The following is a 22,343-nucleotide window of genomic DNA, read 5'->3' as shown; positions in this document are numbered from 1 at the left end:
CTCGGGAGTTCGCGCAACTGGAACCAGTCGTTCATGGAGCGTGGCAGGTAGCTGCCAGCAGTGAACGACCGTAAAGGGTTGTGGATTCAACCGGTCGATGCAACAGATTGGCTAAATCGTTCAGCGGGCGTTTCGTAGTTTAGGGTTTTCCGAGGACGGCTGTTCAGCTGCCTTGCTACTTCATTGAGCGTGGCTTGCGAGTGCTCCGCAAGGTCGGTCCCTTTCGGGAAGTACTGTCTTAACAACCCGTTGGTGTTCTCATTTGATCCCCGTTGCCAGGGACGATGAGGGTCGCAGAAGTAGACTTTGATGTCGGTAGCCACCGTAAAACGTTTATGGTCCGCCATCTCTTTGCCGCGATCCCACGTCAGCGATTGGTAGAGTTCCTCGGGGAGTTCGCGGGCGTTTTCGATCAGGGCGCTGATGACCGTCTCGGTGTCCTTACCGGCCAACTTCACCAGCATTACGTAACGGGTATGACGCTCCACAAGAGTGGCAATTTGGCTGTTCCTGCTACCGCACAGCAGGTCACCCTCCCAGTGACCTGGCACCGCCCGATCCTCAGCCGTGGCCGGGCGTTCGCGGATCGATACCGCGTCTGTGATTCGACCGTGATTTTCTTTCTTCTGCGTGTGATGGCGCGAGCGACGCATGGCTCGTGTTCGCCGTAAATGCTCAAGCAACTCCTTCTTCAGAGCCCCGCGAGCCTGTATGAAGAGGGTGCGATAGATCGTCTCGTGTGACACCTGATAGCTCGTATCGTCCGGGTAGGTGCGCTTCAGCCAGCCGGCAATTTGTTCCGGTGACCACTGCAATTGAAGCTTGTCTGCAACAATTTGCGCCACCGCTCGGTTCTCAACAAGCTTGCAGACCTTGGGTCGATGTGCCCGATCCCAAGCCGCCTGATCAGCCTGATTTGCCCGGTAGCATCCTTGGCCACCGTTGCGTCTGATCTCACGGCTGATGGTCGAGGCTGCTCGCCCTAGCTGCGTTGCTATGGAACGGATCGAGTTACCTGCCACTACTGAACGCGAAATCTCTTCGCGTTCAGCCAACGTCAGCGCCAATCTGGACCTGCGCCGTACAGCGGGTCTGATCCCCCCGGTCTCCGCCAAGATGCGCTGTATCGATGAGTGGTTTCGATCAAATAGTTGGGCGATCTGCTGGAGAGAGTCGCCTTTCCGCCAGTGATCCCACATCAGTTTTTTCTGGCTTTCGGTGTAATAGATCCGAGGTCTCTGCTTCATCTGCAACACTCCTTCTGCTCACACAGAATTTAGTTGTGTTGCGTCGACCGGTTGAATCCACAGTCGAAAGTAGCCGGTGACAGCTTCATCAATTGACCATACTCCAATCAACCTATTGCAGGTTCCAATTGGGGGCACTGTCGTTTGGAGTTGACCCTGCTGATTGAGGAGCAAGGGGCACAGGAAGTGGGCGGAAATGTCCGTGTGCACTGTGGACCATGGGTGAAAACGCCGGTCATATCAAACAAGGCCTGGCTCGATTGAAGAAATTGGACATCGGCTAGGTGCAACACCTTTGCCAAGGCTGCCGGAATCCGACTCCAAAGTGCCTATGGGCGCATCGTTCGAGGGTTCTGACGACGATCAGACGCTTGATGCCAAAAAGAGGCGGAGAGTTGATTCTGGCAAGCGATGAGCAGACATTTTTTTGCGATTTACTCTGATACGCTGCTGAAACACTCGTTTACAGGAGTTGTTCGCATGATTGGCAAGTTAATTTCGACGGGTTTCAGTTTGGCCACCTTGCCCGCCCGCCTGACTTTTCGCAGCGTCCGCGCCTTGGCCATGACGCCTGCCGAAGCTCGCCGCCTGCTGGCGGACATGCGTCAGGCATCGGATCAGGCGGTGCAGGAACTCCAGGGGCTGTTGGCCAACGTCGATGCGGACATGACCCACAAAACGGCGCACCTCAGTGCTGCCGACAAGCGCCTGGCAGCCGAACTGGCCCTGCACGCCGCCGAACAACACCTGAACATGGCCGCGATCAACATTCTGCGGGCCGTCTGGCTGACGCTTCACTCGACGCCGAACTTGCCGCCAAGCGAGCTTGATAAGCGGCTTGAACAGACACGTAACGACTAACAGACCGTCCGGCGGATTGGTCAATCCGAGCGAGAAATAGGAGCCAGGCTTCACTCCGGAAGCACTGAACAAACATCCGATTCGTTGCAGGTGGATTAATCTCGTGGCGCCGCGCTAGCGACGATAGTAGCGGTGATTGTCTTCGTAGCGGTGCCGCATGGCGCGATCGTGGTGGCGCTCCCAATCACGATGGCGCTCCGCTTCTCGGCGGGCCTGCTCCCTACGCCACTGTTCCCGACGCCAGTCGTGCCGGCGCCAATCGTCTCTACGATCGTGCCAACGGCCGTCATGCCAGTATCGGTCGTCATGGGCAAGCAAGGGCCCGGGCTGCTTGCCAGCCATGCTGGCCAAGGTCGGCCAAGGGTTGCCGGCGGTCTGGGCAGGAGCCTGAACGGCGGTGACTTCAGTTGCGAAAACAGGGGTTGAGGTCTTCATCTGTGTTGCTGATGCCGAGCCCAATGCCGCGAACGCGAACAGGCCGAAAAGCAGCATCCGTGGGTCATGGAATTTCATGAGCGAAGACAACCTCTGCTTGACAATCGGACGTGTGGCCATCTGGTAGCGGGAAGCCTGCGAGGTCGCGCTTACCGAGCAAATGAGCCTATCCACATAGACCGATAAATAGAGAAAAGTTCTAGGGAGCTGCGGCTTAAATAACCGATGCCCCCAGTGTCCAGTCTCTTTGAGATTGGGCTATCCAGATGTTCGCTTATGGCCGGAAGCAGACGCTCATTTCAGACCACATTCGATTCAGCGCGGACGCGACTTGACGTTTGTAATGAACGGCGGCGACCTGTTTTCGTGGCAGAGTCCGCTTTATGGAAAGGTTCGCTATCAGCTTCAATGTGTGCGGAATGTGTTCCATACATCTGTGTCTAGCTTCATGGCCGCAAGTACTTCGAAGGCGTACAACTCAAGGTCATTGCTGACTTCGATAAAGGCCACCGTTGTTTGTCGGAGGCGCCCCTGAGCTGAAAGAAAGACTTCCTTGAATTGTTCGTCTTTCATCGCTTGATCACGCTTCATTTCGTGCGGATAGTCTTCTGCAGCCATTTTGTAGACGAGGCTTGCGGTGTTGTGCGACTCGAAATTCAAATGCTGGACGAGCCTTTTTACTACCCCTCTCGAGATACCTACATAGACCGGTTTACCTTGATCGCTGAAGACGTAGCACCCTGGGAAGTCTGTGGCTCTACCCACCTTGGACAGAGCTTCTTTTGATGCGCTCTTGAAGCCAACAAAGGTTGCAGCAGGCATTGGAGTCTCCAGGGCAACCTTCAGCCTTGCAAAATGGCTAGGCAACACCGTTGAGACAAGCTCTTCAAATGTATGAAGACAATTATCAATAGGCATGAGTTTTCCTTTGTGATCCCTCACGAAGCATGGGTTCTAACCTCTATTGTTCGTTTCGGCTAGGGGCGGCTCCCGCCTCATGGGAGACGTTCAAACCAGAGATGACAGATCCGTCTCCGCCGGGTGATTGCCCGTGAATCTAAGCGTCAGATTGTTTTTTGCCAGCCTGGTGGCGGTAGTCATATGCGGTTTTCGTTCGAACTCCTTTTCAATGTTGTCTTTCAGCAGGATACGTTGAGTGTGTTTCTGTGGACAGCGTGAAAGGCAGCTTCTGGCTGTGGATTCAACCGAGCGCCCGTAGTCCCGACAATACTTACCGACCGGCTCACGCCCGCCGCGCCAGCAGCACCACCGAAGCAGCGCCCGACAACAGTACCGCACAGCAGCGGTTGAAGATTTTCTTGCCCCATGGCTCGGCGAACCAGCGGCGCATGTGCGGGCTCATGTAGACGTAGATGCTGATGGCGATCCATTCCAAGGCCGGGAACATATCCTCCAGGTATCCAAAACGTTACGGCGCACCAGGCGACCACTCATCGGCCTCTGCCCCGCTGCCGCGCCTTCCCCATGACCCAAGGCGCCCTGGGGCCACGCTTGAGTCTAATATTTAGCTGGCCGTGTCGGTGCCGATCATGAACTCAAGTCATTCAACCCCTTCTGTGTGAGCAGGAAAAATGCCAACAGATGACCAGCCGCCAAGCGGCGACATACTTTTCGACGACTTTGATTGTGGGTTGCTGCACACCGCGGAAAACGGTCAGATCGAGCGGGTCAACCTCACCTTCTGTCACTGGATCGGTTACAGCCGGGAGGAACTGCTCGGCCGGCAGATCCAGACCCTCATGACCCCAGAGGGGAAAACCTTTTACCAGACTTACTGGGTGCCCCTCATGCGTATCCAGGGGGCGGTCACGGATGTGAAATTCGACCTTGTTCATCACAACGGTCAAGCGACCCCGATGATGCTCAATGCCATCCGGTGTGAACATGCCACCGGTATTTTTCACGAACTGGCCTTGTTCAGGGCCGAAGAGCGCCATCGATACGAGCGCAACCTGCTCAACGCCAGGATGCTCGCCGAAAGGCATCTGGCCAAACACCTCAAGGCCCAACGTGCCCAGGATATTGCCCAGGGCAAACTGCGTATTACCTACGCCGCGGCAGAAGACCGGGCGCTTTTCGCCGAGCAGATGATCGGTATCGTCAGCCACGACCTGCGAAACCCGCTCTCGGCGATCACCATGGCCGCGGACCTGCTGGGCCGCAGGGAGCTCGATGCCAAGCAGAGGCAGATACTCGGCCATATCACTCACTCGGCGCAGAGGGCGCAGCGCCTGGTCGCGGACCTCCTGGACTTCACCTTGACCCAGGTCGGGCGCGGTATCGCCGTCTCCCCCAAACAGCTCGACCTGCACGAACTGGTGGCGGGCTGCCTGGAGGAGTTAAGGCTGGTCTTCCCCGGGCATGAACTGACCCACCTGCGTGTTGGCCCCGGCGAGTTCAGCGCCGACAGCGACCGGCTCTATCAACTGATCGGCAACCTCGTTGCCAATGCAATCGCCTATGGCTCGGCAGCGGGCGGGGTCACAGTCTCTTCGCTTTGCGAGGACCATGGCGTGACCATTGCCGTCCACAACCTTGGCACCCCCATACCGCCAGAGCTGCTCGACAACCTGTTCGAACCGATGATCCGCGGCAGTCATGACAATGCCGAGCTGCGCAGTGTCGGGCTCGGTCTATTCATCGTTCGCGAAATCGCCAGGGCCCATCACGGCGATGTGGCGGTGACCTCGTCGCTCGCCAGCGGGACGACCTTCACCGTCACCTTCCCTCCCGCCAACCATTGATCATCGAGCGCCAGGGTGAACGCGGCAGCCAGGTTCTGCGCCTACCGCGCTTCAATCCCGTTGTCAGGCCCGCCGCGCCAGCAGCAACACCGAAGCAGCACCCGACAACAGCACCGCGCAGCCGCGGTTGAAGAGCTTCTTGCCCCGCGGCTCGGCGAACCAGCGGCGCATATGCAGGCCCATGTAGGCGTAGGCGCTGATGGCGATCCATTCCAGGATCAGGAACAGTGCGCCGAGCACCAGGAATTGGGCGGACACCGGCGCTTGGGGGTCGACGAACTGCGGCAGGAAGGCGGTGAAGATCAATATTGCTTTCGGATTGCCGATGGCGACCAGGAACTCCTGCCGGGCCAGGGCCAGTAGCCCCAATGGCGCGGTCTTGTTCTCGGCCTCGACCTGGGTATCCGCGGTCCACAGCTGGTACGCCAGGTACAGCAGGTAGCCGGCCCCCAGAATCTTGATCCCGTGGAACAGCAGTTCCGAGGCTTGCAGCACCACCGCCAGCCCGGCCGCGGCCAGGGCGATCATCACCGCGAAGGCGGCCAGCCGCCCTACTCCCGCCAGGCAGGAGGCGCGAAAGCCATAGGTGGTGGCATTGCGGATCGACAGCAGGTTGTTCGGCCCTGGCGCCATGTTCAGGGCGAAACAGGCCGGGAGGAAGAGCATCAGGGTGGCAAGGTTCATGGAGGCGTCCGTCGGCTGATGGCTTGGGTTCCACAGCAGCCGACCGGGCTGCTGCGGCCCCATAAGCCTGCCCAATCCAGCGCAGGCCGTCGAGACTCTTTTTTGTCGATGCAGGTCTCGCTACCCCTCCATGGCGGCCAGCCCCGGCAGCAGCTTGTCCAGGGTCAACGGAAACTCGCGCACCCGGATGCCGGTGGCGTTGTAGACGGCATTGGCCAGGGCCGCTCCGGCGCCGCACACGCCCAGCTCGCCCAGGCCCTTGACGCCCAGGGCGTTGGCCTTGGTATCGGGCTGTTCGAGGAACAGCACATCCATCGCCGCGATATCGGCATTGACCGGCACCAGGTACTCGGCCAGGTCATGGTTGACGAAATGCCCATGGCGGGTGTCGAGCAGGGTCTGCTCCATCAGCGCCGCGCCGACGCCCCAGGCCATGCCGCCGAGGATCTGCGAGCGCGCGGTCTTGGGGTTGAGGATGCGCCCGGCGCCGATCACCGCGAGCATGCGCCGCAGGCGGACTTCGCCGGTGTCCATGTCCACCGCGACTTCGACGAAATGTGCGCCGTTGGAATGCTGGGAATACTGCTTGTAGTTCTCCCCCATAGGCCCGACGCTGCCTTCGGCCTGCAACCCCGCGGGGGCCACTCGCAGCAGCAGGTCGCTGAGGCGTTCCGAGCGCTCGCCGGTGCTGATACGGCCGTCGGCGAAGCGCACCGGTGCCTGGTTGTAAGGCGCGCCGGCGGCCTGGATGATCCGCTGCTTCAAGGCCTGGCAGGCGGCCTCCACCGCCGAGCCGGAACTGGCCGCCCCCCAGGAACCGCCGGAGCCCGAGGTCTGCGGGAAACGGCTGTCACCCAACTGCACCTGCACCGCCGACATCGGCACGCCCAGGCTGTGGGCGGCGACCTGGGTCAGGATGGTGTAGGTGCCGGTGCCGATATCGGTCATGTCCAGGCGCACCAGCACCCGTCCGGTCGGCCCCAGGCTCACCTGGGCCCTGGACAGCCCCAGGTAGTTGGGCCTGATCGCCGCGGCCATGCCCATGCCGATCAGCTGGCGGCCCTCGCGCACGCTGCCGGGCTTGGGCTTGCGGCGGTTCCAGCCGAAGCGCTCGGCGCCGGTCTGCATGCAGGCCAGCAGATTGCGCGAGGCGAACGGCACGCCGAGCTCGGGGTCCCGCTCCGGCTCATTGCGCACCCGCAATTCGATGGGGTCCAGGCCCAGGCGCTCGGCCAGCTCGTCCATGGCGCTTTCGAAGGCCAGCATGCCCGGCGCCTCGCCCGGCGAGCGCATCCACTCGCCGCGATTGAGGTCGACCGGCACCAGCCGATGGCGTGTCAGGCGATTCGGCGCGGCATACAGCGAGCGGGCAAACACCGCGGTCTGCTCGCAGAACTCTTCGAAGCGCGAGGTGCTCGACCAGACGTCGTGCCCCAGGGCCGCCAGCTTGCCGCTGCGCTCCGCCGCCAGCCGCACCCGATGCTGCATGGCCGGGCGATAGCCGGCGTTGGCGAACATCTGCTGGCGGGTCAGGGCCACCTTCACCGGGCGCTTGAGCACCCGGGCGGCGAGCGCCGCCAGCACCGCGTCGGGGTGAATGATCAGCTTGGCGCCGAAACCGCCGCCGATATAAGGGCTGACGATGCGCACGCGCGCCGGCTCGATGCCCAGGGTATTGGCCAGGCCGCCGCGGAAGTTCGCCAGGGTTTGCGCCGAGGTGTAGAGGGTCAGGTCGTCCCCGGACCAGACCGCGATGGAGGCATGGGGCTCCATTGGCACATGGCTTTGGTATGGGGTGGCGTAGGTGCTGTCGAGCTTGACCGGCGCAGCGTCAAACCCCGCCTCGAAGTCACCGACGGCGCTGTCGGTCTGGAAGCCGGCGTTGGTGCGCGGCGGGATGTAGGCCTGGGCCAGGCGTGAAGCGAGCTCGAAGTCGCCCTGCTCGGGGGTGTAGCTCACGCGAATCAGGCGCGCCGCCGCTCGCGCGGCCTCGAAGGATGCCGCGACCACCAGCGCCACCGGTTCGTCGTAATAACGCACAGAGTCCGTCGCCAGCACCGGCCGGGCGCGGGTGAAGACTTCGCCCGGGGTCGGCGTCAGCGCTGGGCCGAATGCCGCCTGGGCGGGGGCGTTGCGATGGGTCATGACATAGAGCACGCCCGGCGTCCGTTCGGCCTCGCGGGTGTCGATCGCGCTGATGCGGCCCCGGGCGATGGTCGCCCCGAGGATATAGCCATAGGCGGTGTCGCCCATTTCCCGCTGCTCGTAGGCGTAGGTTGCGCGGCCGGTGACTTTCAGCCGACCATCGACCCGGTCCAGGGGTTGGCCGATGGGACCGTCGTCGGCTGCTTGGGTTTGCCTTGATGTGCTCATGCCGATGCTCGCTCTTGGGTGGCGCTGGCCAGCAGCTGGCGCAGGGTGCGTTTGGCCAGGGGGATCTTGAAATCGTTGCCGCCCTGCCCGCGCGCGCCGGCCAGGGCAACCTCGGCGGCGCGCTGGTAAACCGTCATATCGGACGGCTGGCCAAGCAGCGCCTGCTCCGCCGCCGTGGCCCGCCAGGGTTTGGCAGCGACGCCGCCGAGGGCGATGCGGGCCGTGCGGACCTGCCCCGCGCGAACCTCGACCACCAGCGCCACGGCAACCAGGGCGAAGGCATAGGAAGAGCGATCGCGCACCTTGCGATACAGCTGTCGCCCCGGCGGCGGTGGCGGCAAGGTGATGGCCACGATCATCTCGCCATGGGCCAGCTGGGTTTCGACCTCGGGCGTCGTCCCCGGCAGGCGGTACAACTCATCCAGGGCCAGGGAACGGCGCTGGCCGTCGGGCAAGACCGTTTCCACACGCGCCTCCAGGGCGACCATGGCCACCGCCATGTCCGAGGGATGTACTGCGATACAGGTTTCGCTGGCGCCGAGAATCGCGTGCATGCGGTTGTGCCCCTGCAAGGCCGAACAGCCGCTGCCGGGTTCGCGCTTGTTGCAGGCCATGCCCGGGTCGTAGAAGTACGGGCAGCGCGTGCGTTGCAGCAGGTTGCCGGCGGCCGAGGCCTTGTTGCGGATCTGCCCCGAGGCACCGGCCAACAACGCCTGGGACAGCAACGGGTAACGCTCACGAACACGGCTGTCGGCGGCCAGGTCGCTGTTGCGCACCTGGGCGCCGATGCGCAGGCCGCCGTCGGCGCTGTCCTCGATCGCGGCCAGGGGCAAGCGGCTGATATCGATCAGGTGCGTGGGCCGCTCGATGCCCAGTTTCATCAAGTCGATCAGGTTGGTACCACCGGCGATAAAGCGCGCCCGTGGCTGCGCGGCCATCAGGCTGACGGCCTGCTGTACGTCGCCCGCCCGCTCATAGCTGAAAGGCAGCATGGGTTCAGGCCTCCTCGGCGGCGTCGCGGATGGCGGCGACGATGTTCGGATAGGCGGCGCAGCGACACAGGTTGCCGCTCATGCGTTCACGGATCTCCGCGTCGCTCAGGCCGACGGGCTGGCTCGTCAGGTCGTCGGTGACATGGCTGGGCCAGCCGGCGCGCACTTCCTGCAGCATGCCGACCGCCGAGCAGATCTGCCCCGGCGTGCAGTACCCGCACTGGAAGGCATCGCGGGCGATAAAAGCGGCTTGCAGGGGGTGCAGCAGATCGCCATTGGCCAGCCCCTCGATGGTGGTGATCTCGTCGCCGTCATGCATGACCGCCAGGCTCAGGCAGGCGTTGATCCGGCGGCCATTCACCAGCACCGTACAGGCGCCGCACTGGCCGTGGTCGCAGCCCTTCTTCGAGCCGGTCATGCCCAGTTGATGGCGCAATGCGTCGAGCAACGTGGTGCGTGGGTCGAGGTCCAGCAACTGGTCGCTGGCGTTGATGCGCAAGGTGATCACCTGGGACGGCAACGGGCGAGCGGGTGCGGATGGCGCTGGGGCGGATTGCGGCTGAGACTGGAGCTGGGCCCTGCCAACGCCTACCCACAACAGGCTGGCGGCGGCCCCGGCTTGCAGCAGCGCGCGGCGCGACGGACGCGGTGAGTCCAGGTCTTGCATGGTGCTCTCCTGAAATGAACGGCTGGGCACGAGTATCGCCAAGGGCGTGGCGCCGTTCTTTCAGGTATCAGGACGAGCTTGTCAGGATTCGGGAAGCCTGCTGGCGGTAGCTGCTCGGGGTGGTCCCGGTGATCCGCCTGAAGGTCGAGGTGAAGTGGCTCTGGCTGGAGAACCCCAGCTCCAGCGCCATGGCGTTGATCGGCATGCTGCCGGCCCGCAGCAGGCTTTCAGCGCGGCGCACCCGGCGCTCGATCACATAGGCATAGGGCGCCATGCCGGTTTCCGCCTTGAAGTGACGGGCGAAGGTATCCACGGGCATGCCGGCGATCCGTGCCAGCTCGGTCAGCGAGAGGCTGCCGTCGATACGCGCATCGACGTAGTCGCGCAAGCGCTTGAGCAACTGCGGCCCCAGACGCCCGTGGCCAGCGCTGCCGATATCGACCCGCCCCAAACGCAGCCCCACCAGCGCCACCAGGTGTTCTATATAGCTGGCTTCCAGGACCTGCCCGCTGACCATCTCGGCACTGAGGGCGGCGAGCAGCGAATGGATCACCCCATCGCCGCTGTTGATGCGCATGGGTAGCTCGGCCAATTGCGGGCAGCCCGGGAAATCCAGGGCCGTGTCGATCCACAGGGCGGTGTAGATCAGGTCGGCCTCGCGAAAATAACCCTGGCGCTCGACGCCGGCCGGCACGAAGCTGATCGACCCGGGGCGGTCGCAGCCCTGGTAATTGAGCGTCGAACTGCTGCGGATATGGGTCTTGGCCGTGGCCCCGCGCTCGGTGAGAATCACCACGTGCTGCGGCGCCGTCCAGCTGAGCTCGGCCTCGCGGCAGGCCCAGCGGCGGTGATCGATGGTCACCAGGCCATCGAACAGCGATGCCGACTGCAATACCGCGCCCTCGGCGCCCCGCGCCCGGATGCAGCCCGCGCCGATCCGGGGCTCCAGCGACAGGTTTGCGGATTCCCTTGATACGCTCATAAGCCAGGCACCTCCCATGGGATACAGCGAGCGGCCAGCGTACCCCAGGAACACTGGCAACTTCCAAGCACAAAAGAAGCGACCTGGGGCAATCCCCGGCCAAACCGAACTGATTTACAATGCCGTTCCTTTGCCTGAGGCTGGCGTTTCGTGGATGCTCTGTCGCTTGTCTATAAGCACCTGATCGACTGGGTGATCGCCCCTGTTACCCAACAGTTTCTCGGCATTTTCAATCTGAACGGCCGTCTCGGGCTGTTGTTCCTGTGTGTGTCCTATGGCGTCGCCTATGGCCTGTTCCGTTTCAGGAAGCGCCGCGGCCTGAGCGACGCCGGTTCATTCTGGCACTTCATCGGCGGCAGCCGGGTGCACCTGCATCCCTCGGCTCTGCTGGATTACCGCTACTACTTCGTGCGCGCCATCCTCAAGGTCGCGCTGGTGCTGCCCATCGTTCATCTGGTCGATCCTTACATCCTGCGCTCCGGGGATTACCTGGCCTTTTTCAGCAACCTCTGGGGCGAGCGCCCGCGCCTGGGGCAGAACCTGGGGCTGTCGCTGCTCTACGGGCTGGGGCTGTTCCTGCTCAAGGACTTCATCCATTACTGGGCGCACCGGGCCTTTCACTCGCGCTGGCTGTGGGAATTCCACAAGGTCCATCATTCGGCGCCGGTGCTGGTCCCGGCGACGGCGAGCCGGGTGCACTTCGTGGAAAAGATCGTCGAGAAACTGAGCATCAGCCTGTGCCTGGGCCTCTATGCCGGTGGCTTCTGGTACGCCTGCGGCGGCGAGATCAGCCGCTACACCCTGTTCGGCGTGACCTACCTGGTGTTCATCTTCAACAGCCTGGCGGCCAACCTGCGGCACAGCCATGTCTGGCTGTCGTTCGGCCCGCGGCTCGAGCATGTGCTGAACAGCCCGGCCCAGCACCAGATCCATCACAGTGACGCGCCCCGCCACTTCAACCGCAACTTCGGCACCAACCTGTCCCTGTGGGACTGGATGTTCGGTACGCTCTACGTCACCCGCTCGACACCCGAGCCGTTGCGCTTTGGCACCGGGGAGCAGGACCCGCAACGTTACCTGACGGTCTACAGCCTGATCGTCACGCCCTTCGTCGAGACCGCCCGCAAGCTCCTGGCGAAACGTCCGCGCGGGGTGGCGCCACAAACGCCCTATTCATAGCCTGGGCGCCCGCTATTCCTCGAAACGACTGGTGGCATCACGATCGCGCGCGTAGCGCCTGGCGAGTGGAAACGCCGGCAACCAGGACTCGCGGCGAATAGTCCAGCTTTCGTAGCTGGGCCTGAGTTGGTCGGGGGCGTCCAGGGCGCCCAGGTTCACTTCGACTTCATCGGCCGTGCGGGCAAACACCGACGAGCCGCAATGCGGGCAGAAAAACCGCCCGGCGTAGTCGCGGGTTTCGCCCTCGATGGTCACCGCATCCTCGGGGAATATCGCCGAGGCATGGAACAGCGCGCCATGGTGCTTGCGGCAATCGAGGCAGTGGCACAGGCCGACCCGATACGGGCGCCCCGACGCCACGATCCGCACCTTGCCGCACAGACAACCGCCGGTGAATCGTTGCATGCCGCACCTCCTCTTGGGTCAAGCGTGGGTGATAGCTGGCCAAGGCCGCGTTCGGTCATGAGACGGCTTGGCCACCCGTTATGCGGTGCCGGCCCGCTGCTCATCTTTCAGCGCCTCACGCTGCACCTGATTGCGCCAGATCCGATAAGCGCGAATGCCGGCGCGCACCGAGGAAAACAACAGCTTCTGCTCCAGCTCGCGCGCCAGGCCCGAACGCACCAGCATCCGCAGGAATGTCCCGTGCGGCCGGGCAATGCCCAGGACGATGCCGCGGGCCAGCAGGGTGTCGCGTACCTCCCTCAAGGCCACGATGCCGCTGACGTCGATCGAGGTCACCGCCTCGGCGACGAACAGCACGGCGCGAGGCTCGGGCTCGCGCTCGACCGCCTCCAGCAGGCGCGCCTTGAAGTAGTCGGCGTTGAAAAACAGGATCGCATCATCGAAGCGGTACACCACCAGCCCCGCCAGCGTGCGCGCCTGCGGGTATTGGCTGATATCGACCTGGCCTTCGATCCCGCGCACCCAGCCCAGTACCGCATCGGTGGGCTGATAGATACTTTTGAGCAGCCGCAGGATCGCCAGCAGCACCGCGACGATGATGCCCGGCAGCACCCCCACGCCAATTACCCCCAGGGTGGTCAGCACGCACAGCCAGAACTCGAAACGGCTGAGCTTGCGGATGACCCGCATCGCCTGGATGTCGATCAGCCCCCAGCCCGCCATCAACAGCACCGCCCCCAGCGCCGCCTGAGGGATCCAGGCCATGGGCGCGGTGAAGAACAGCAGGATCAGGGCAATCACCAGGGCGGCGATAATCCCCACCAACTGGCTCTTGCCCCCCACCATGCTGTTGACCGCCGTGCGCGAATCGGCGCCGCTGATGGCGAAACCACTGGAAACCCCGGCGGCGATATTGGACACGCCCAGCGCCAGGAACTCATGGTTGGCATTGACCGTGTAGCCGTTCCTGGCGGCGAAGCTGCGGGCCGTCAGCATCGCACTGCAAAAACTCACCGTGGCGATACCCAGCGCATCGCGCAGCAGGCTTTTCAGTTCGGCCTGGTTGGTCTTGGGCCAGCTCAACTGCGGCATGCCCGAAGGGATCGGGCCCAGTATGGAGACCCCATAGCTGTCCAGGCCCAGCACCCCGACGCACAAGGTGGCGATGGCCACCGTCACCAGCGCCGCCGGCAACCTCGCAAAGCGCCGCGGCAACCAGATCAGCAGCGCCAGGGCGCCTGCGCCGATGGCCAGGGTCGGCAGATGGGTTTCGCCAAGCCGCTGCAGCATGTTCAGCAGGCTGAGAATGAAACCGTCGCCTTCGATTTTGTAGCCCAGCACCTTGCCCAGTTGCCCGGCCAGCAGGCTCAAGCCGATGCCGTTCAGATAGCCGATCAGGATAGGCCGCGAGAAAAAACTGGCAATGAACCCCGCCCGGGCGATGCCGGCGCCGATCAGCATCAGGCCGACCAGCACCGTGACAATCACGGCCAGCTGCGCCAGGCGCTCGGGATCGCCCAGCGCCAGGGGGGCGATCGCCCCGGCGACCATGGCGCAGGTGGCCGCATCCGGCCCGACCATCAACTGCCGCGAACTGCCCACCAGGGCATAGACCATCATCGGCAACACGCAGGCATACAAGCCGTACTGGGGCGGCAGCCCGACGATCTGGGCGTAGGCGATGGCAATCGGGATCTGCACGGCCGCCACCGACAACCCGGCCTGCAGGTCGTACCTGAACCATTCGCGGCGGTATTGCAGGAGATTGGCCAAGCCTGGCAGCCAACGGGCGAGCAGCATGGAGGTACCTTTGATCAGGGGCTTTGACGAAGGGGTATCCGGGCGCGAAACCTCATGCCCTGGATGAGAGATAAGCAGAGTCGGTTTTCTTTTCAATAAAATTGCGGCGTATCGAGCCTCCCCTGGTTTAGCAAGCACCACAGTTGCCTCCTGGCGAAACGCTTGCGCGGGTGGCGCCCAGCCAGCCGCGGTATCCGATGATCGGGCCTGGCAGCTGGCAGGCTCCTTTACTAGTGTCTACCCAACAGCAGCCGAACCGGTTTTGACTGGCCTGAGTTCACTGTCCATGCCGTACTCCTTCTCGAACAGTAGCGCAGTCACCTACTCGTTCCTCCCGGTACTCAAGGAGAGAACCATCCAGGAAGTGCACATGACACTTCTTGCCTGCCAAGGGACATTCTGAAACGTATCAGGCTTCAGCTAGAGGGTTTTACACCCGAGCGCCGAGGTGAAAAGAGGCGCACTCATCGAAAGGAGATCGAAGATGGCTAGCATAATGAAAGTTTTGGACATCCACCTGTCACTGCTCAAGTCCAACCCGCCACAGCTGCATATATTGGCCCATGGCCTGGTGGGCTCTCCGGGCTGGACCAACCCAAGATTGCAACCGCGGTTTTACATCGACTTCCCGAAAGACGGGATTCAAGACTTCGACTTCGTTGCTGACCCGCCTCAGGGAGTTTCCATACTCCCCGTCTACCCCATCACCGCATCGGAGCATTGGGAAAACCCGCCACTGGGTAAGCTCAAAGGCGTAAGGGTCCACTCTGCCAACAACTCGGTTGAAGAGTATATCGAGGGTGCAAAATCCATAGCCTGTTAATAGTCAAAACAGAGGGATATGTGTCAGGCCCTGCCTGACACATATCAGATCGAATCCAGCCTTCAGCCATTGCCTATTTTTTGCTGTTCTTGGGGTCGTCCGCCGGGTTGAGGTAGGTGATCCCCCAGGGCCCCGTGCCGTGGAGCTGGAGCACGGCTTCCTGTTTTTGCGTGGCGGCGTACATCGGTGTACCGACGGGAATGATCAGGGTATCGCCCGGGTGATAGGCCTTGGCCTTGGCTGCATCGAAGGTGTCGCCGGTGGCGAAGTAGAAGGTGCCGGAGATCACGGTGACACGTTCGGTCACGGGATGGGTATGCACCCCGATTTTCGTGTTGGCCGGCAGCATCAGGCGCATCGTGAAGGGCTCTGGTTTTTTCAGGTCGCCTTCGATCACCGAAATCATCACCCCGGGCCCTACCGAGGGCGCGGGTGTCCATTTCAGTTCGGCGGGGGTGGCGGAAACCAACCCTGTGCCCTCGGCCAGAGCGGCAGAGGCCAGGAAGGCCGCGCCGAGCAGGGCCAGTGAAACAGCGACAGCTTTGTGGGCGCTCATCGTGATGTCCTCGCGTTTGAGAGCGATGGGTGAATCGCAGCGGCCAACAGAGCGTCAACGCAAAAGCACAGCGGCTGCGCGATCAGGTCGTTTAAGGTGACGATAGCCGAACGCCGATGCGCGGATATATCCATTGCGAACAGCCTCGATAGCGCATGGGTATTGCCGCACAGGCAACCGCCGGCCAATCGGCCGAGGCCCGTCGACCTGGCAAAAGAACCCAAATCGCCATGTGTTTCCTTCGTTCTTTCATACGTCGCAGTTCTCACTGCCCGTTCCCCATGCCTGGAGTTCCCCCCGATGCCCTCGTCCCATCCCCTGCCCTCTGCCTTGCTGGGCCTGGCCCTTGTCTGTCCGGCCATGGCAGAGGCTCAGGATTTTGAGCTGGGACAAGTGCTGATCGGCGCCGAGGAGCACAGCGGCGAAGACGCATCGATCGAGGAAGCCAAGGCGCGGCTGGCCCAGGTGCCCGGCGGCAGCAATGTGGTGGACCTGCGCCGCCCGCTGCAGGGCCGCGTGGCCAGCAATCAGGATGTGCTGGCGTATCAGCCGGGGGTCTATGCCCAGTCCGCGGGCAACGAAGGGGTGAAGATCTCGATCCGCGGCTCGGGCATCAACCGCGCGCCGGGCGCCCATGCCTCGGGGCTGTACGCGATGCTCGACGGCCTGCCGCTGACCGGCCCCGGCGGTACGCCCTATGAGTTGCTGGAACCGCTGTGGCTCGAGCGTGTGGAAGTGCTGCGCGGCGCCAACGGCTTCGACCGTGGTGCCCTGGCCCTGGGCGGCGCCATCGACTACATCAGCCACACCGGCTACGACGCCCCGAAGTTGCAGGTGCGCTACGCCACGGGCAGCCACGGCTATCAGCAGCGCCAGGTCAGTTCCGGGCAAGTGCTGGGCGACTTCGACTACTACCTTGCACTGACCGACGCGCGCTCCGACGGCTACCAGGACCACACCGCCAGTGAGAGCCAGGGGGTCATCGCCAACTTCGGTTATCGCTTCAACCCGAACCTGGAAACGCGCTTCTACATTCGCCATCGCCAGACCGACAACGACCTCGCCGGCCGGGTCACCAAGCGCTCCATCGAGCACGACCCACGAGCGGCCAACCCGGCCTACGTGACGCGCAACGACAGTCGCGACCAGCCGGGCAGCACCTTTATCGGCAACAAGACCACCTGGTACATCGATGACGATTCGAGCCTCCAGACCGGCCTGGTCTACCACGACTACCCCATGGACCTGCGCGAAGGCCCCAACCGCCTCAAGGTGGCCTACACCGATGTCAGCAGCACCTTCGACTACAAGCGCCGCGACACCCTCTGGGGCCTGGAAAGCCACAGCACCCTGGGCCTGCGGGTGACCAAGCACCTGCCCAACTCAGGGGCCAGCGAGCGGGTGCGTATTCCCAGCGGCAACACTGCGAGTTATGCGCCGGACACCCACATGCGCAACTTCACCTACCAGGGTTCGGACAGCGTCCTGCATGTCGGTAATGACCTGGAGATCGCCGACGACCTGTGGCTGACCACCGGCCTGGCCGCCCTCTATACCCGCCGCGAAAGCGCCGTGACCTACCCCGAGGGCGGCGGCAAGACCAGCCTCGGCGACTGGGACTACGCACCGCGCCTGGGCCTGCGCTACCAGCTGACCCCCGACCTGCAACTGTTCGGCAATCTCAGCCGCTCGGTCGAGGCGCCGCATCCCTGGTCGCTGATCTATAGCTCCAACCTGCGCTTCCCGACCGGCAGCGGCGCGGCCACCGGCACCCAGCGCGACCCGATCAAGTTGCAAAACCAGACCGCCACCACCCTGGAACTCGGCGGCCGTGGCGACAGCGCCATCGGCCAATGGAGCCTGGCCTGGTACTACGCCCAGGTGCGCCACGAACTGCTCTCGGTATTGCCGGACGCCAACGCCACCACGCCCTACGAGCTCAACGCCAGCCCCACCGTGCACCAGGGCGTGGAAGCCAGCCTGCAGAGCACCCTGTGGTCGCGGGACGATGGCGGCCAGCTGAGCCTGCGCCAGAGCTACACCTTCAGCGACTTCCACTACCGCGACGATGAGCGCTTCGGCGACAACCGCCTGCCAGGCCTGCCGATGCACTACTACCAGGGCGAGTTGCGCTACGACTGGCCCCAGGGCTTTTTCGCCGCCCTCAACACGCAACTGGTGTCCAAGGTGGCGGTGGACTACGCCAACAGCTACTACGCCGATCCCTACGCCCTGTTCGGCGCCACCCTGGGCTACAACGCGCCCAAGGGCGACTGGCAGACCTGGCTCGACCTGCGCAACCTGACCGACCAGCACTACGCCGCCACCGTCACCCCGGGCTACGACGACAAAGGGCTGGACGCGGCGCGATCGACGCCGGGCGAAGGCATGGCGATGTATGTCGGGGTGTCGTGGAGCCTGCGTTAAGGCCAGGAACGGCCAGACGTGAGCAGGCGATCCCGTTTGGCGGGCAGCATGAAGCCACCCGGGAAAGCAGCGATATCAGCTCTCGGAGGAAACCACGGACTCGGGAGTGGATTCGGCATCCAGCTTCAAGCGGTCGGCCTTGCTGATGTATTTGGGCTTTCGCGGTGCCAGCTTGGCACTGGCCTTTTTCGCGTGAGCCTTTAATAACTGGTTTATTTTTTTACGACGGTTCATATTTTTCTGCTCGGCCGGTAAGTGTTCGAATGATATCAGCTAACGATATCGGGCCGGATTCCTGTGCCGCGCACTGAATGCATAACCTTGGAGCCACCGGTTTCCCAAAGGCCTGCGAATGGGCGCTCCTGCGCCGATAGCGGTCGACATCCCGGCACAACATCCGCTTTCGGTCCAGAGTGAGTGACGCCCTTCCGGGAGCTAATCTTGAAAACCGGACGTAGTGCTGTGCACGCCGATGAGCCAGGCAAAGAGGCCAGCGGCGAGCTGTTCGTCGCCACCCACCCGCCCTTCCCCTCAGTCGGCCGGGTGGCGGTCGACGGTGAGACGCTCCGTTGGATTGCGGCCTTCTGGGACTATTGATCGCTCGTGGGTATCAAACCACTGATTGCCAAAGTAATCAGGCGCCGAAAATAGCTCATTCGGTCGAAGGGACGGATGCTTTGCTGCCCAAGCGGATGAGTTCATTGGAGAAACACAGGCCGACGATGATCAGTGCCGCTCCCGCGTACAGGCTTTCGCGCGGCACTTCATTGAGCGCCACAAACGCCAGCAACGCGGCGAACAGTGGCTCGGTCAGCTCCAGCGCTTGCACTTGGGATGGCTTGAGATACTCGATGGCCTTGGTGGTGCAGAAGAAGCCCAGGATTGTCGGCAACGTGGCCAGCGCCAGCAGCGCGGCGATCGCCAGCGGCGACAGCTCGCCCATCGCGAAACCATCGGCCGCCGCCGGCATCAGCAGGTACAGGCTGCCAAAGAACAACAATTGTCGGGTAAAGTGCAGCCCTCCCGACACCCCCATACGCTTCATGGCAACCGAAAAGGCCCCATAGCCGCAGCCGGCCATGGAGGCGAGCGCAGCACCTTGCAGGGTAAAGCCCTGCTGCAGGTCGCCGCCGAAGATCACCGAGATCCCAGCGATAGCCAGTGCGGCGCCAACGGTAGCGTTCGCGGTGATGGCATCCTTGAGGAAAATGCGCCCCAGAATGATCGAGGAAATTGAGGCACTGGCCATCAGCACCACCACCACACCTGCCGCAGCGTAGTGTTGATAAGCGGACGTTTCGAAATAGAACAGCACAAAGATGCCAAGGAATGCGCAGATAGCCGCCTGAGTCCATTTGGTCGACGCCGCCGGGCGCTTGAGGAAAAACAGTAAGATCGAGAGAAGCACGCAACCCAGTAGGGTCTTGATGACAGCGACACTGCTGGCGGTGAAACCATTACTCATGAGTACTTTGCTGAGTACACCGATCGTTGCGTTCAGTGCCGCAGCGGAGAGTGCAAATATGACGCCTTTGCTGAAAGTAGATTGCATTGATGACGATCCCTGTCGCTGAATGGTCGGTCGATAGAATGCCGCCCTACATCGACGGCGCAAAGTTTGAGGATACGAAGATCCCACCAACCCCAGTATTTATTGGGGCATAAGCTGGATCGCCCAGCAGGATGCTGTCGGCCTTCTTGAAGTTCCCGTACGAAATGGACTAACGAGTTTGTCGCCCCCAATGAAGAAGTCAGAGGGCCTGGCCCTTGGCTAGGCAATATGAGTTGACGAACGTTGCGGTGTGCCGCAAAGACTGACGTATATCCGGTTTGGCTATTCCATGCCTGTTGGCAAATTGCTCGACCGCCGCTGTATCAAAACGAGTGGTCTGGATAAAGTCCAAGGCTTCGGGTTTTGTATTCAAAAACCGCGCGACAGGGGGAATACTCAGTAGCCACTTCAGCAATCGGAGTGAAATGTAACGCTTGGGAGACTTTAAGCCCAAAGGTTGTGCCACCTGTACCAGGAGTTCTCGCAAGTTGGGAGTCTGGTCATCAAGCGCCAGCAGTTCCTGGCCCGCCATGGCAGGATCAAAAGCACAAACCGCCACCAGCTCAACCAGGTAATCCACGGTGACCAGTGGCAGCCAGTGCTCGGCGGTACCGGGCACTGCGGTCAGCTTTCCCTGCACAAGGTTGCGTATCAGCTCCACCAGCGGCTGACCGTCAAGGATATGCCCCGTGCGGCTGTGGCCACAGACCGTCGCGGGGTGGACAACGGTAATCTCCCCGCCCTTGGCGGACATGACCTCCAGGCTCGCAAAATGCGCCTCCAGCTTGCTCCCCTCGTAACCGCCGACCTGTCGGTAGACGGCAGGCCAATTCGTCAGCTCCGGATAACGAGGATCAATTCCGATGCGTTGCAGATGTTCATGATTTTTCAGCATGTAGCCGCCGATCATCACTAACCGGCTTTTTTGCTCAGCCGCCAACAGCGCCACGCGCTTTGCCCCTTCCACATTCACCGCACGAGAATGCTCCACTGAAAGCCCCCATGCGAAGTGGGCGCCCAGGTGGAATATGACTCTGGCGTGCCTTAGCACTTCTCGGTCAGCAAGACTCAGCCCGAGGTTGTCCCGTTCCAGATCGCCAGCTACGGCAAATACCCGGGTTGCGCACCCTCCCAAATTATCGACTTGCTCCCGCAGTGCAGCTAGTCGCTCTGGGCGACGCATCAACACCCGAATGGTGTGACCTTTTGCACTCAGGTACGCCACCAGATGTTGACCGATGAAGCCGGTACCCCCCGTGACAAAACACTCCACGCTCATTTCCCTGTTCCTTGTTTAAGGTGAGAAATCAAGCGTAAACTATCGACCCAACTCTATAGTCAAGCGGTGTTTTCATGAAAATCGGCGAACTTGAGGCCCGCAGCGGCGCCAGCCGCCATACGCTGCGTTACTACGAGCAAATCGGCCTGATCTCACCGCTGCGGCAAACTAACAACTATCGCGTTTACACAACGCAAACTCTGCAGGATCTGGACTTTATCCAGCGCGCGCAAAGCATGGGGTTTTCCCTGGGGGAAATAGGCGAGATTCTGGATGCGCAGCGCAACAAGCTGATCGATTGTGCTGACGGCGCCAAGCTGATTGAAAAGAAGATGGCAGAAATCAAACAGAAAATCGCCAACCTCCAAGGCATTTATCGGTATCTGGATGAAGAGCGTGCCAACCTCGAAGCCAGTGCTGCCAAGCAACTTGAGCTTCAGCAACTGAACAACTCTTCCAACTGAACTTCCAGTTTCAAGCATCCGCTGTCTCTACAAGTTTCAGGTTGACTCAGAGCCCCCCCGACTCCTACAACCCTGGACCGCGCTCAAGCCAGCAACTCGCTGATCCAGCGAGCCTGCCGGGCGATGTCCCGGACCTTCTCCTCGGGCACGGCCTGTCGTGCCCGGGCGAAGTGGGCCAGGGTCTTCTGTTTCAGGCGCAGCATGCGCTGCCACTTGGCCAAGAACGCCGGGCTGCGGGCCTGCAGTTGCAGCGGGCCGAAGTACAGTTCCTCGGCGGTGTAGCTCACCGGCCCGGCGCGCTCGGCGACGATGATTTCGTAGAAAAAGCGGTTTTCCCGCAGCACTTCCTCGCAGAGGATGCGGTAGCCATGCTCCATCAGCCATTGGCGCAGGGGCTGCTCGCCGCCGTTGGGTTGCAGGATCAGGCGTTCCTCGCCATTCAGGCGCGCCTTGCCGCTGTCGAGGATGTCGCGGATCGTCTCGCCGCCCATGCCGCAAATGCTGATCGCCGTGATCCCGTCTTCCGGCTCGATCGCCGCCAGGCCGTTGGCCAGGCGCACGCTGATGGCCGAGTCCAGGGCGTTTTCGCGCACGCTGCGTTGGGCCGCGTGGAGCGGCGTCAACGCCACCTCGCCGGCCACCGCCGCGGCGATAAGGCCACGGCGCAGCAACGCCACCGGCAGGTAACCGTGATCCGAGCCGATATCGGCCAGGCGCGCGCCCGCTGGCACATGCGCCGCCACGCGCTCCAGGCGCATGGACAATGTCTGTTGGTTCAACTGCCGCCCCTTTTCACCATGAACGTCCGGCGCCTTTGGCCGGATCGGGGCGCGATTCTGTCGGGCAATGCCG

Annotated in this window: 21 protein-coding genes and 2 pseudogenes; 7 read left to right on the top strand and 16 right to left on the bottom strand. The window is 62.3% G+C overall.

All coding sequences use genetic code 11. From position 1 onward, the window contains the following. Positions 1–86 precede the first annotated feature (86 nt). On the bottom strand, positions 87–1,247 hold the full coding sequence (locus tag H0I86_RS13290) for an IS30 family transposase (protein ID WP_180923861.1): 1,161 nt from the start codon (positions 1,245–1,247) through the stop codon (positions 87–89). A 480-nt stretch (positions 1,248–1,727) separates the two neighbouring features. Between H0I86_RS13290 and H0I86_RS13285 the strand changes: the two genes are divergently transcribed. Continuing rightward, the gene (locus H0I86_RS13285) at positions 1,728–2,108 is read left to right on the top strand and encodes a hypothetical protein (RefSeq protein WP_081361801.1); all 381 of its coding nucleotides are present in this window, start codon (positions 1,728–1,730) and stop codon (positions 2,106–2,108) included. A 114-nt stretch (positions 2,109–2,222) separates the two neighbouring features. Here the strand turns inward: H0I86_RS13285 and H0I86_RS13280 are convergent, their stop codons facing one another. The 3 genes and pseudogenes from H0I86_RS13280 to H0I86_RS13270 form a co-directional block, all read right to left on the bottom strand. Then, complete coding sequence (locus H0I86_RS13280; protein WP_180925368.1) at positions 2,223–2,621, bottom strand: hypothetical protein; 399 nt, start codon at positions 2,619–2,621, stop codon at positions 2,223–2,225. Between the two features lie 327 nt (positions 2,622–2,948). Then, positions 2,949–3,461 carry a GIY-YIG nuclease family protein gene (locus H0I86_RS13275; protein WP_258019431.1) on the bottom strand — a complete coding sequence of 171 codons (513 nt, stop codon included), beginning with the start codon at positions 3,459–3,461 and terminating at the stop codon, positions 2,949–2,951. 325 nt (positions 3,462–3,786) lie between these two features. Further along, positions 3,787–3,960 (bottom strand): annotated as a pseudogene (locus tag H0I86_RS13270) (LysE family translocator); the annotation flags it as partial. 175 nt (positions 3,961–4,135) lie between these two features. On the opposite strand from H0I86_RS13270, the gene H0I86_RS13265 reads away from it, so the two are divergent. After that, a complete protein-coding gene (locus tag H0I86_RS13265) occupies positions 4,136–5,308 on the top strand; it encodes a PAS domain-containing sensor histidine kinase (protein WP_180925367.1) in 1,173 nt (390 codons plus the stop codon). 63 nt (positions 5,309–5,371) lie between these two features. On the opposite strand, the gene H0I86_RS13260 is transcribed toward H0I86_RS13265, so the two are convergent. From H0I86_RS13260 to H0I86_RS13240, 5 genes are all read right to left on the bottom strand, one after another. After that, the gene (locus H0I86_RS13260; protein ID WP_180925366.1) at positions 5,372–5,992 is read right to left on the bottom strand and encodes a LysE family translocator; all 621 of its coding nucleotides are present in this window, start codon (positions 5,990–5,992) and stop codon (positions 5,372–5,374) included. 120 nt (positions 5,993–6,112) lie between these two features. Next, positions 6,113–8,365, bottom strand: a complete 2,253-nt coding sequence (locus tag H0I86_RS13255) for a xanthine dehydrogenase family protein molybdopterin-binding subunit (protein ID WP_180925365.1) — start codon at positions 8,363–8,365, stop codon at positions 6,113–6,115. After that, positions 8,362–9,357, bottom strand: a complete 996-nt coding sequence (locus H0I86_RS13250; protein WP_180925364.1) for an FAD binding domain-containing protein — start codon at positions 9,355–9,357, stop codon at positions 8,362–8,364. The genes H0I86_RS13255 and H0I86_RS13250 overlap by 4 nt, the downstream gene beginning before the upstream one ends. Before the next feature lie 4 nt (positions 9,358–9,361). Then, positions 9,362–10,024: a 2Fe-2S iron-sulfur cluster-binding protein gene (locus tag H0I86_RS13245; protein WP_180925363.1), complete on the bottom strand. Its 663-nt coding sequence runs from the start codon at positions 10,022–10,024 to the stop codon at positions 9,362–9,364. Between the two features lie 67 nt (positions 10,025–10,091). Next, positions 10,092–11,006 carry a helix-turn-helix domain-containing protein gene (locus H0I86_RS13240; protein ID WP_180925362.1) on the bottom strand — a complete coding sequence of 305 codons (915 nt, stop codon included), beginning with the start codon at positions 11,004–11,006 and terminating at the stop codon, positions 10,092–10,094. 150 nt (positions 11,007–11,156) lie between these two features. On the opposite strand from H0I86_RS13240, the gene H0I86_RS13235 reads away from it, so the two are divergent. After that, positions 11,157–12,185, top strand: coding sequence for a sterol desaturase family protein (locus H0I86_RS13235; RefSeq protein WP_180925361.1), 1,029 nt, complete (start codon positions 11,157–11,159; stop codon positions 12,183–12,185). Between the two features lie 12 nt (positions 12,186–12,197). On the opposite strand, the gene H0I86_RS13230 is transcribed toward H0I86_RS13235, so the two are convergent. Both H0I86_RS13230 and H0I86_RS13225 read right to left on the bottom strand, forming a co-directional pair. Continuing rightward, a complete protein-coding gene (locus H0I86_RS13230) occupies positions 12,198–12,590 on the bottom strand; it encodes a GFA family protein (protein ID WP_180925360.1) in 393 nt (130 codons plus the stop codon). Between the two features lie 78 nt (positions 12,591–12,668). After that, positions 12,669–14,390 carry a SulP family inorganic anion transporter gene (locus H0I86_RS13225; RefSeq protein ID WP_180925359.1) on the bottom strand — a complete coding sequence of 574 codons (1,722 nt, stop codon included), beginning with the start codon at positions 14,388–14,390 and terminating at the stop codon, positions 12,669–12,671. Positions 14,391–14,874: 484 nt separating this feature from the next. On the opposite strand from H0I86_RS13225, the gene H0I86_RS13220 reads away from it, so the two are divergent. After that, complete coding sequence (locus H0I86_RS13220; protein WP_124350728.1) at positions 14,875–15,213, top strand: hypothetical protein; 339 nt, start codon at positions 14,875–14,877, stop codon at positions 15,211–15,213. Positions 15,214–15,286: 73 nt separating this feature from the next. Here H0I86_RS13220 and H0I86_RS13215 read toward each other — a convergent pair whose 3' ends face one another. Next, positions 15,287–15,769 (bottom strand): cupin domain-containing protein, encoded by a 483-nt coding sequence (locus tag H0I86_RS13215; RefSeq protein WP_180925358.1) that lies wholly within the window; start codon positions 15,767–15,769, stop codon positions 15,287–15,289. A gap of 300 nt (positions 15,770–16,069) precedes the next feature. On the opposite strand from H0I86_RS13215, the gene H0I86_RS13210 reads away from it, so the two are divergent. Further along, complete coding sequence (locus H0I86_RS13210) at positions 16,070–18,196, top strand: TonB-dependent receptor family protein (RefSeq protein WP_180925357.1); 2,127 nt, start codon at positions 16,070–16,072, stop codon at positions 18,194–18,196. A gap of 75 nt (positions 18,197–18,271) precedes the next feature. Here H0I86_RS13210 and H0I86_RS13205 read toward each other — a convergent pair whose 3' ends face one another. Continuing rightward, a complete protein-coding gene (locus H0I86_RS13205) occupies positions 18,272–18,430 on the bottom strand; it encodes a DUF2986 domain-containing protein (RefSeq protein WP_009048596.1) in 159 nt (52 codons plus the stop codon). A gap of 255 nt (positions 18,431–18,685) precedes the next feature. Here H0I86_RS13205 and H0I86_RS13200 point away from each other — a divergent pair. Continuing rightward, a pseudogene (locus tag H0I86_RS13200) lies at positions 18,686–18,793 on the top strand (MBL fold metallo-hydrolase); the annotation flags it as partial. 55 nt (positions 18,794–18,848) lie between these two features. Here the strand turns inward: H0I86_RS13200 and H0I86_RS13195 are convergent. After that, positions 18,849–19,748: a DMT family transporter gene (locus H0I86_RS13195; RefSeq protein WP_180925356.1), complete on the bottom strand. Its 900-nt coding sequence runs from the start codon at positions 19,746–19,748 to the stop codon at positions 18,849–18,851. Between the two features lie 199 nt (positions 19,749–19,947). Further along, a complete protein-coding gene (locus H0I86_RS13190; RefSeq protein ID WP_180925355.1) occupies positions 19,948–21,027 on the bottom strand; it encodes an SDR family oxidoreductase in 1,080 nt (359 codons plus the stop codon). Between the two features lie 74 nt (positions 21,028–21,101). Between H0I86_RS13190 and H0I86_RS13185 the strand changes: the two genes are divergently transcribed. After that, complete coding sequence (locus H0I86_RS13185; protein ID WP_180925354.1) at positions 21,102–21,491, top strand: MerR family transcriptional regulator; 390 nt, start codon at positions 21,102–21,104, stop codon at positions 21,489–21,491. An 83-nt stretch (positions 21,492–21,574) separates the two neighbouring features. Here H0I86_RS13185 and H0I86_RS13180 read toward each other — a convergent pair whose 3' ends face one another. Continuing rightward, positions 21,575–22,270: a tRNA (adenine(22)-N(1))-methyltransferase gene (locus tag H0I86_RS13180; RefSeq protein WP_308416472.1), complete on the bottom strand. Its 696-nt coding sequence runs from the start codon at positions 22,268–22,270 to the stop codon at positions 21,575–21,577. Positions 22,271–22,343: the final 73 nt, after the last annotated feature.

Origin of the sequence: Pseudomonas chlororaphis subsp. aurantiaca, assembly GCF_013466605.1 — a bacterium.
Taxonomy (GTDB): domain Bacteria; phylum Pseudomonadota; class Gammaproteobacteria; order Pseudomonadales; family Pseudomonadaceae; genus Aquipseudomonas; species Aquipseudomonas chlororaphis_I.
This window is presented reverse-complemented; position numbering and strand designations above follow the sequence as displayed.

What these genes read in the sequence shown, in the direction of transcription:
- H0I86_RS13260 (WP_180925366.1), bottom strand. Translation starts at nt 5,992, where the DNA reads ATGAACCTTGCCACCCTGATGCTCTTCCTCCCGGCCTGTTTCGCCCTG.
- H0I86_RS13210 (WP_180925357.1), top strand. Translation starts at nt 16,070, where the DNA reads ATGCCCTCGTCCCATCCCCTGCCCTCTGCCTTGCTGGGCCTGGCCCTT.
- H0I86_RS13205 (WP_009048596.1), bottom strand. Translation starts at nt 18,430, where the DNA reads ATGAACCGTCGTAAAAAAATAAACCAGTTATTAAAGGCTCACGCGAAA.
- H0I86_RS13190 (WP_180925355.1), bottom strand. Translation starts at nt 21,027, where the DNA reads ATGAGCGTGGAGTGTTTTGTCACGGGGGGTACCGGCTTCATCGGTCAA.
- H0I86_RS13230 (WP_180925360.1), bottom strand. Translation starts at nt 12,590, where the DNA reads ATGCAACGATTCACCGGCGGTTGTCTGTGCGGCAAGGTGCGGATCGTG.
- H0I86_RS13285 (WP_081361801.1), top strand. Translation starts at nt 1,728, where the DNA reads ATGATTGGCAAGTTAATTTCGACGGGTTTCAGTTTGGCCACCTTGCCC.
- H0I86_RS13195 (WP_180925356.1), bottom strand. Translation starts at nt 19,748, where the DNA reads ATGCAATCTACTTTCAGCAAAGGCGTCATATTTGCACTCTCCGCTGCG.
- H0I86_RS13220 (WP_124350728.1), top strand. Translation starts at nt 14,875, where the DNA reads ATGGCTAGCATAATGAAAGTTTTGGACATCCACCTGTCACTGCTCAAG.
- H0I86_RS13255 (WP_180925365.1), bottom strand. Translation starts at nt 8,365, where the DNA reads ATGAGCACATCAAGGCAAACCCAAGCAGCCGACGACGGTCCCATCGGC.
- H0I86_RS13215 (WP_180925358.1), bottom strand. Translation starts at nt 15,769, where the DNA reads ATGAGCGCCCACAAAGCTGTCGCTGTTTCACTGGCCCTGCTCGGCGCG.
- H0I86_RS13280 (WP_180925368.1), bottom strand. Translation starts at nt 2,621, where the DNA reads ATGAAATTCCATGACCCACGGATGCTGCTTTTCGGCCTGTTCGCGTTC.
- H0I86_RS13250 (WP_180925364.1), bottom strand. Translation starts at nt 9,357, where the DNA reads ATGCTGCCTTTCAGCTATGAGCGGGCGGGCGACGTACAGCAGGCCGTC.
- H0I86_RS13240 (WP_180925362.1), bottom strand. Translation starts at nt 11,006, where the DNA reads ATGAGCGTATCAAGGGAATCCGCAAACCTGTCGCTGGAGCCCCGGATC.
- H0I86_RS13245 (WP_180925363.1), bottom strand. Translation starts at nt 10,024, where the DNA reads ATGCAAGACCTGGACTCACCGCGTCCGTCGCGCCGCGCGCTGCTGCAA.
- H0I86_RS13290 (WP_180923861.1), bottom strand. Translation starts at nt 1,247, where the DNA reads ATGAAGCAGAGACCTCGGATCTATTACACCGAAAGCCAGAAAAAACTG.
- H0I86_RS13225 (WP_180925359.1), bottom strand. Translation starts at nt 14,390, where the DNA reads ATGCTGCTCGCCCGTTGGCTGCCAGGCTTGGCCAATCTCCTGCAATAC.
- H0I86_RS13185 (WP_180925354.1), top strand. Translation starts at nt 21,102, where the DNA reads ATGAAAATCGGCGAACTTGAGGCCCGCAGCGGCGCCAGCCGCCATACG.
- H0I86_RS13265 (WP_180925367.1), top strand. Translation starts at nt 4,136, where the DNA reads ATGCCAACAGATGACCAGCCGCCAAGCGGCGACATACTTTTCGACGAC.
- H0I86_RS13275 (WP_258019431.1), bottom strand. Translation starts at nt 3,461, where the DNA reads ATGCCTATTGATAATTGTCTTCATACATTTGAAGAGCTTGTCTCAACG.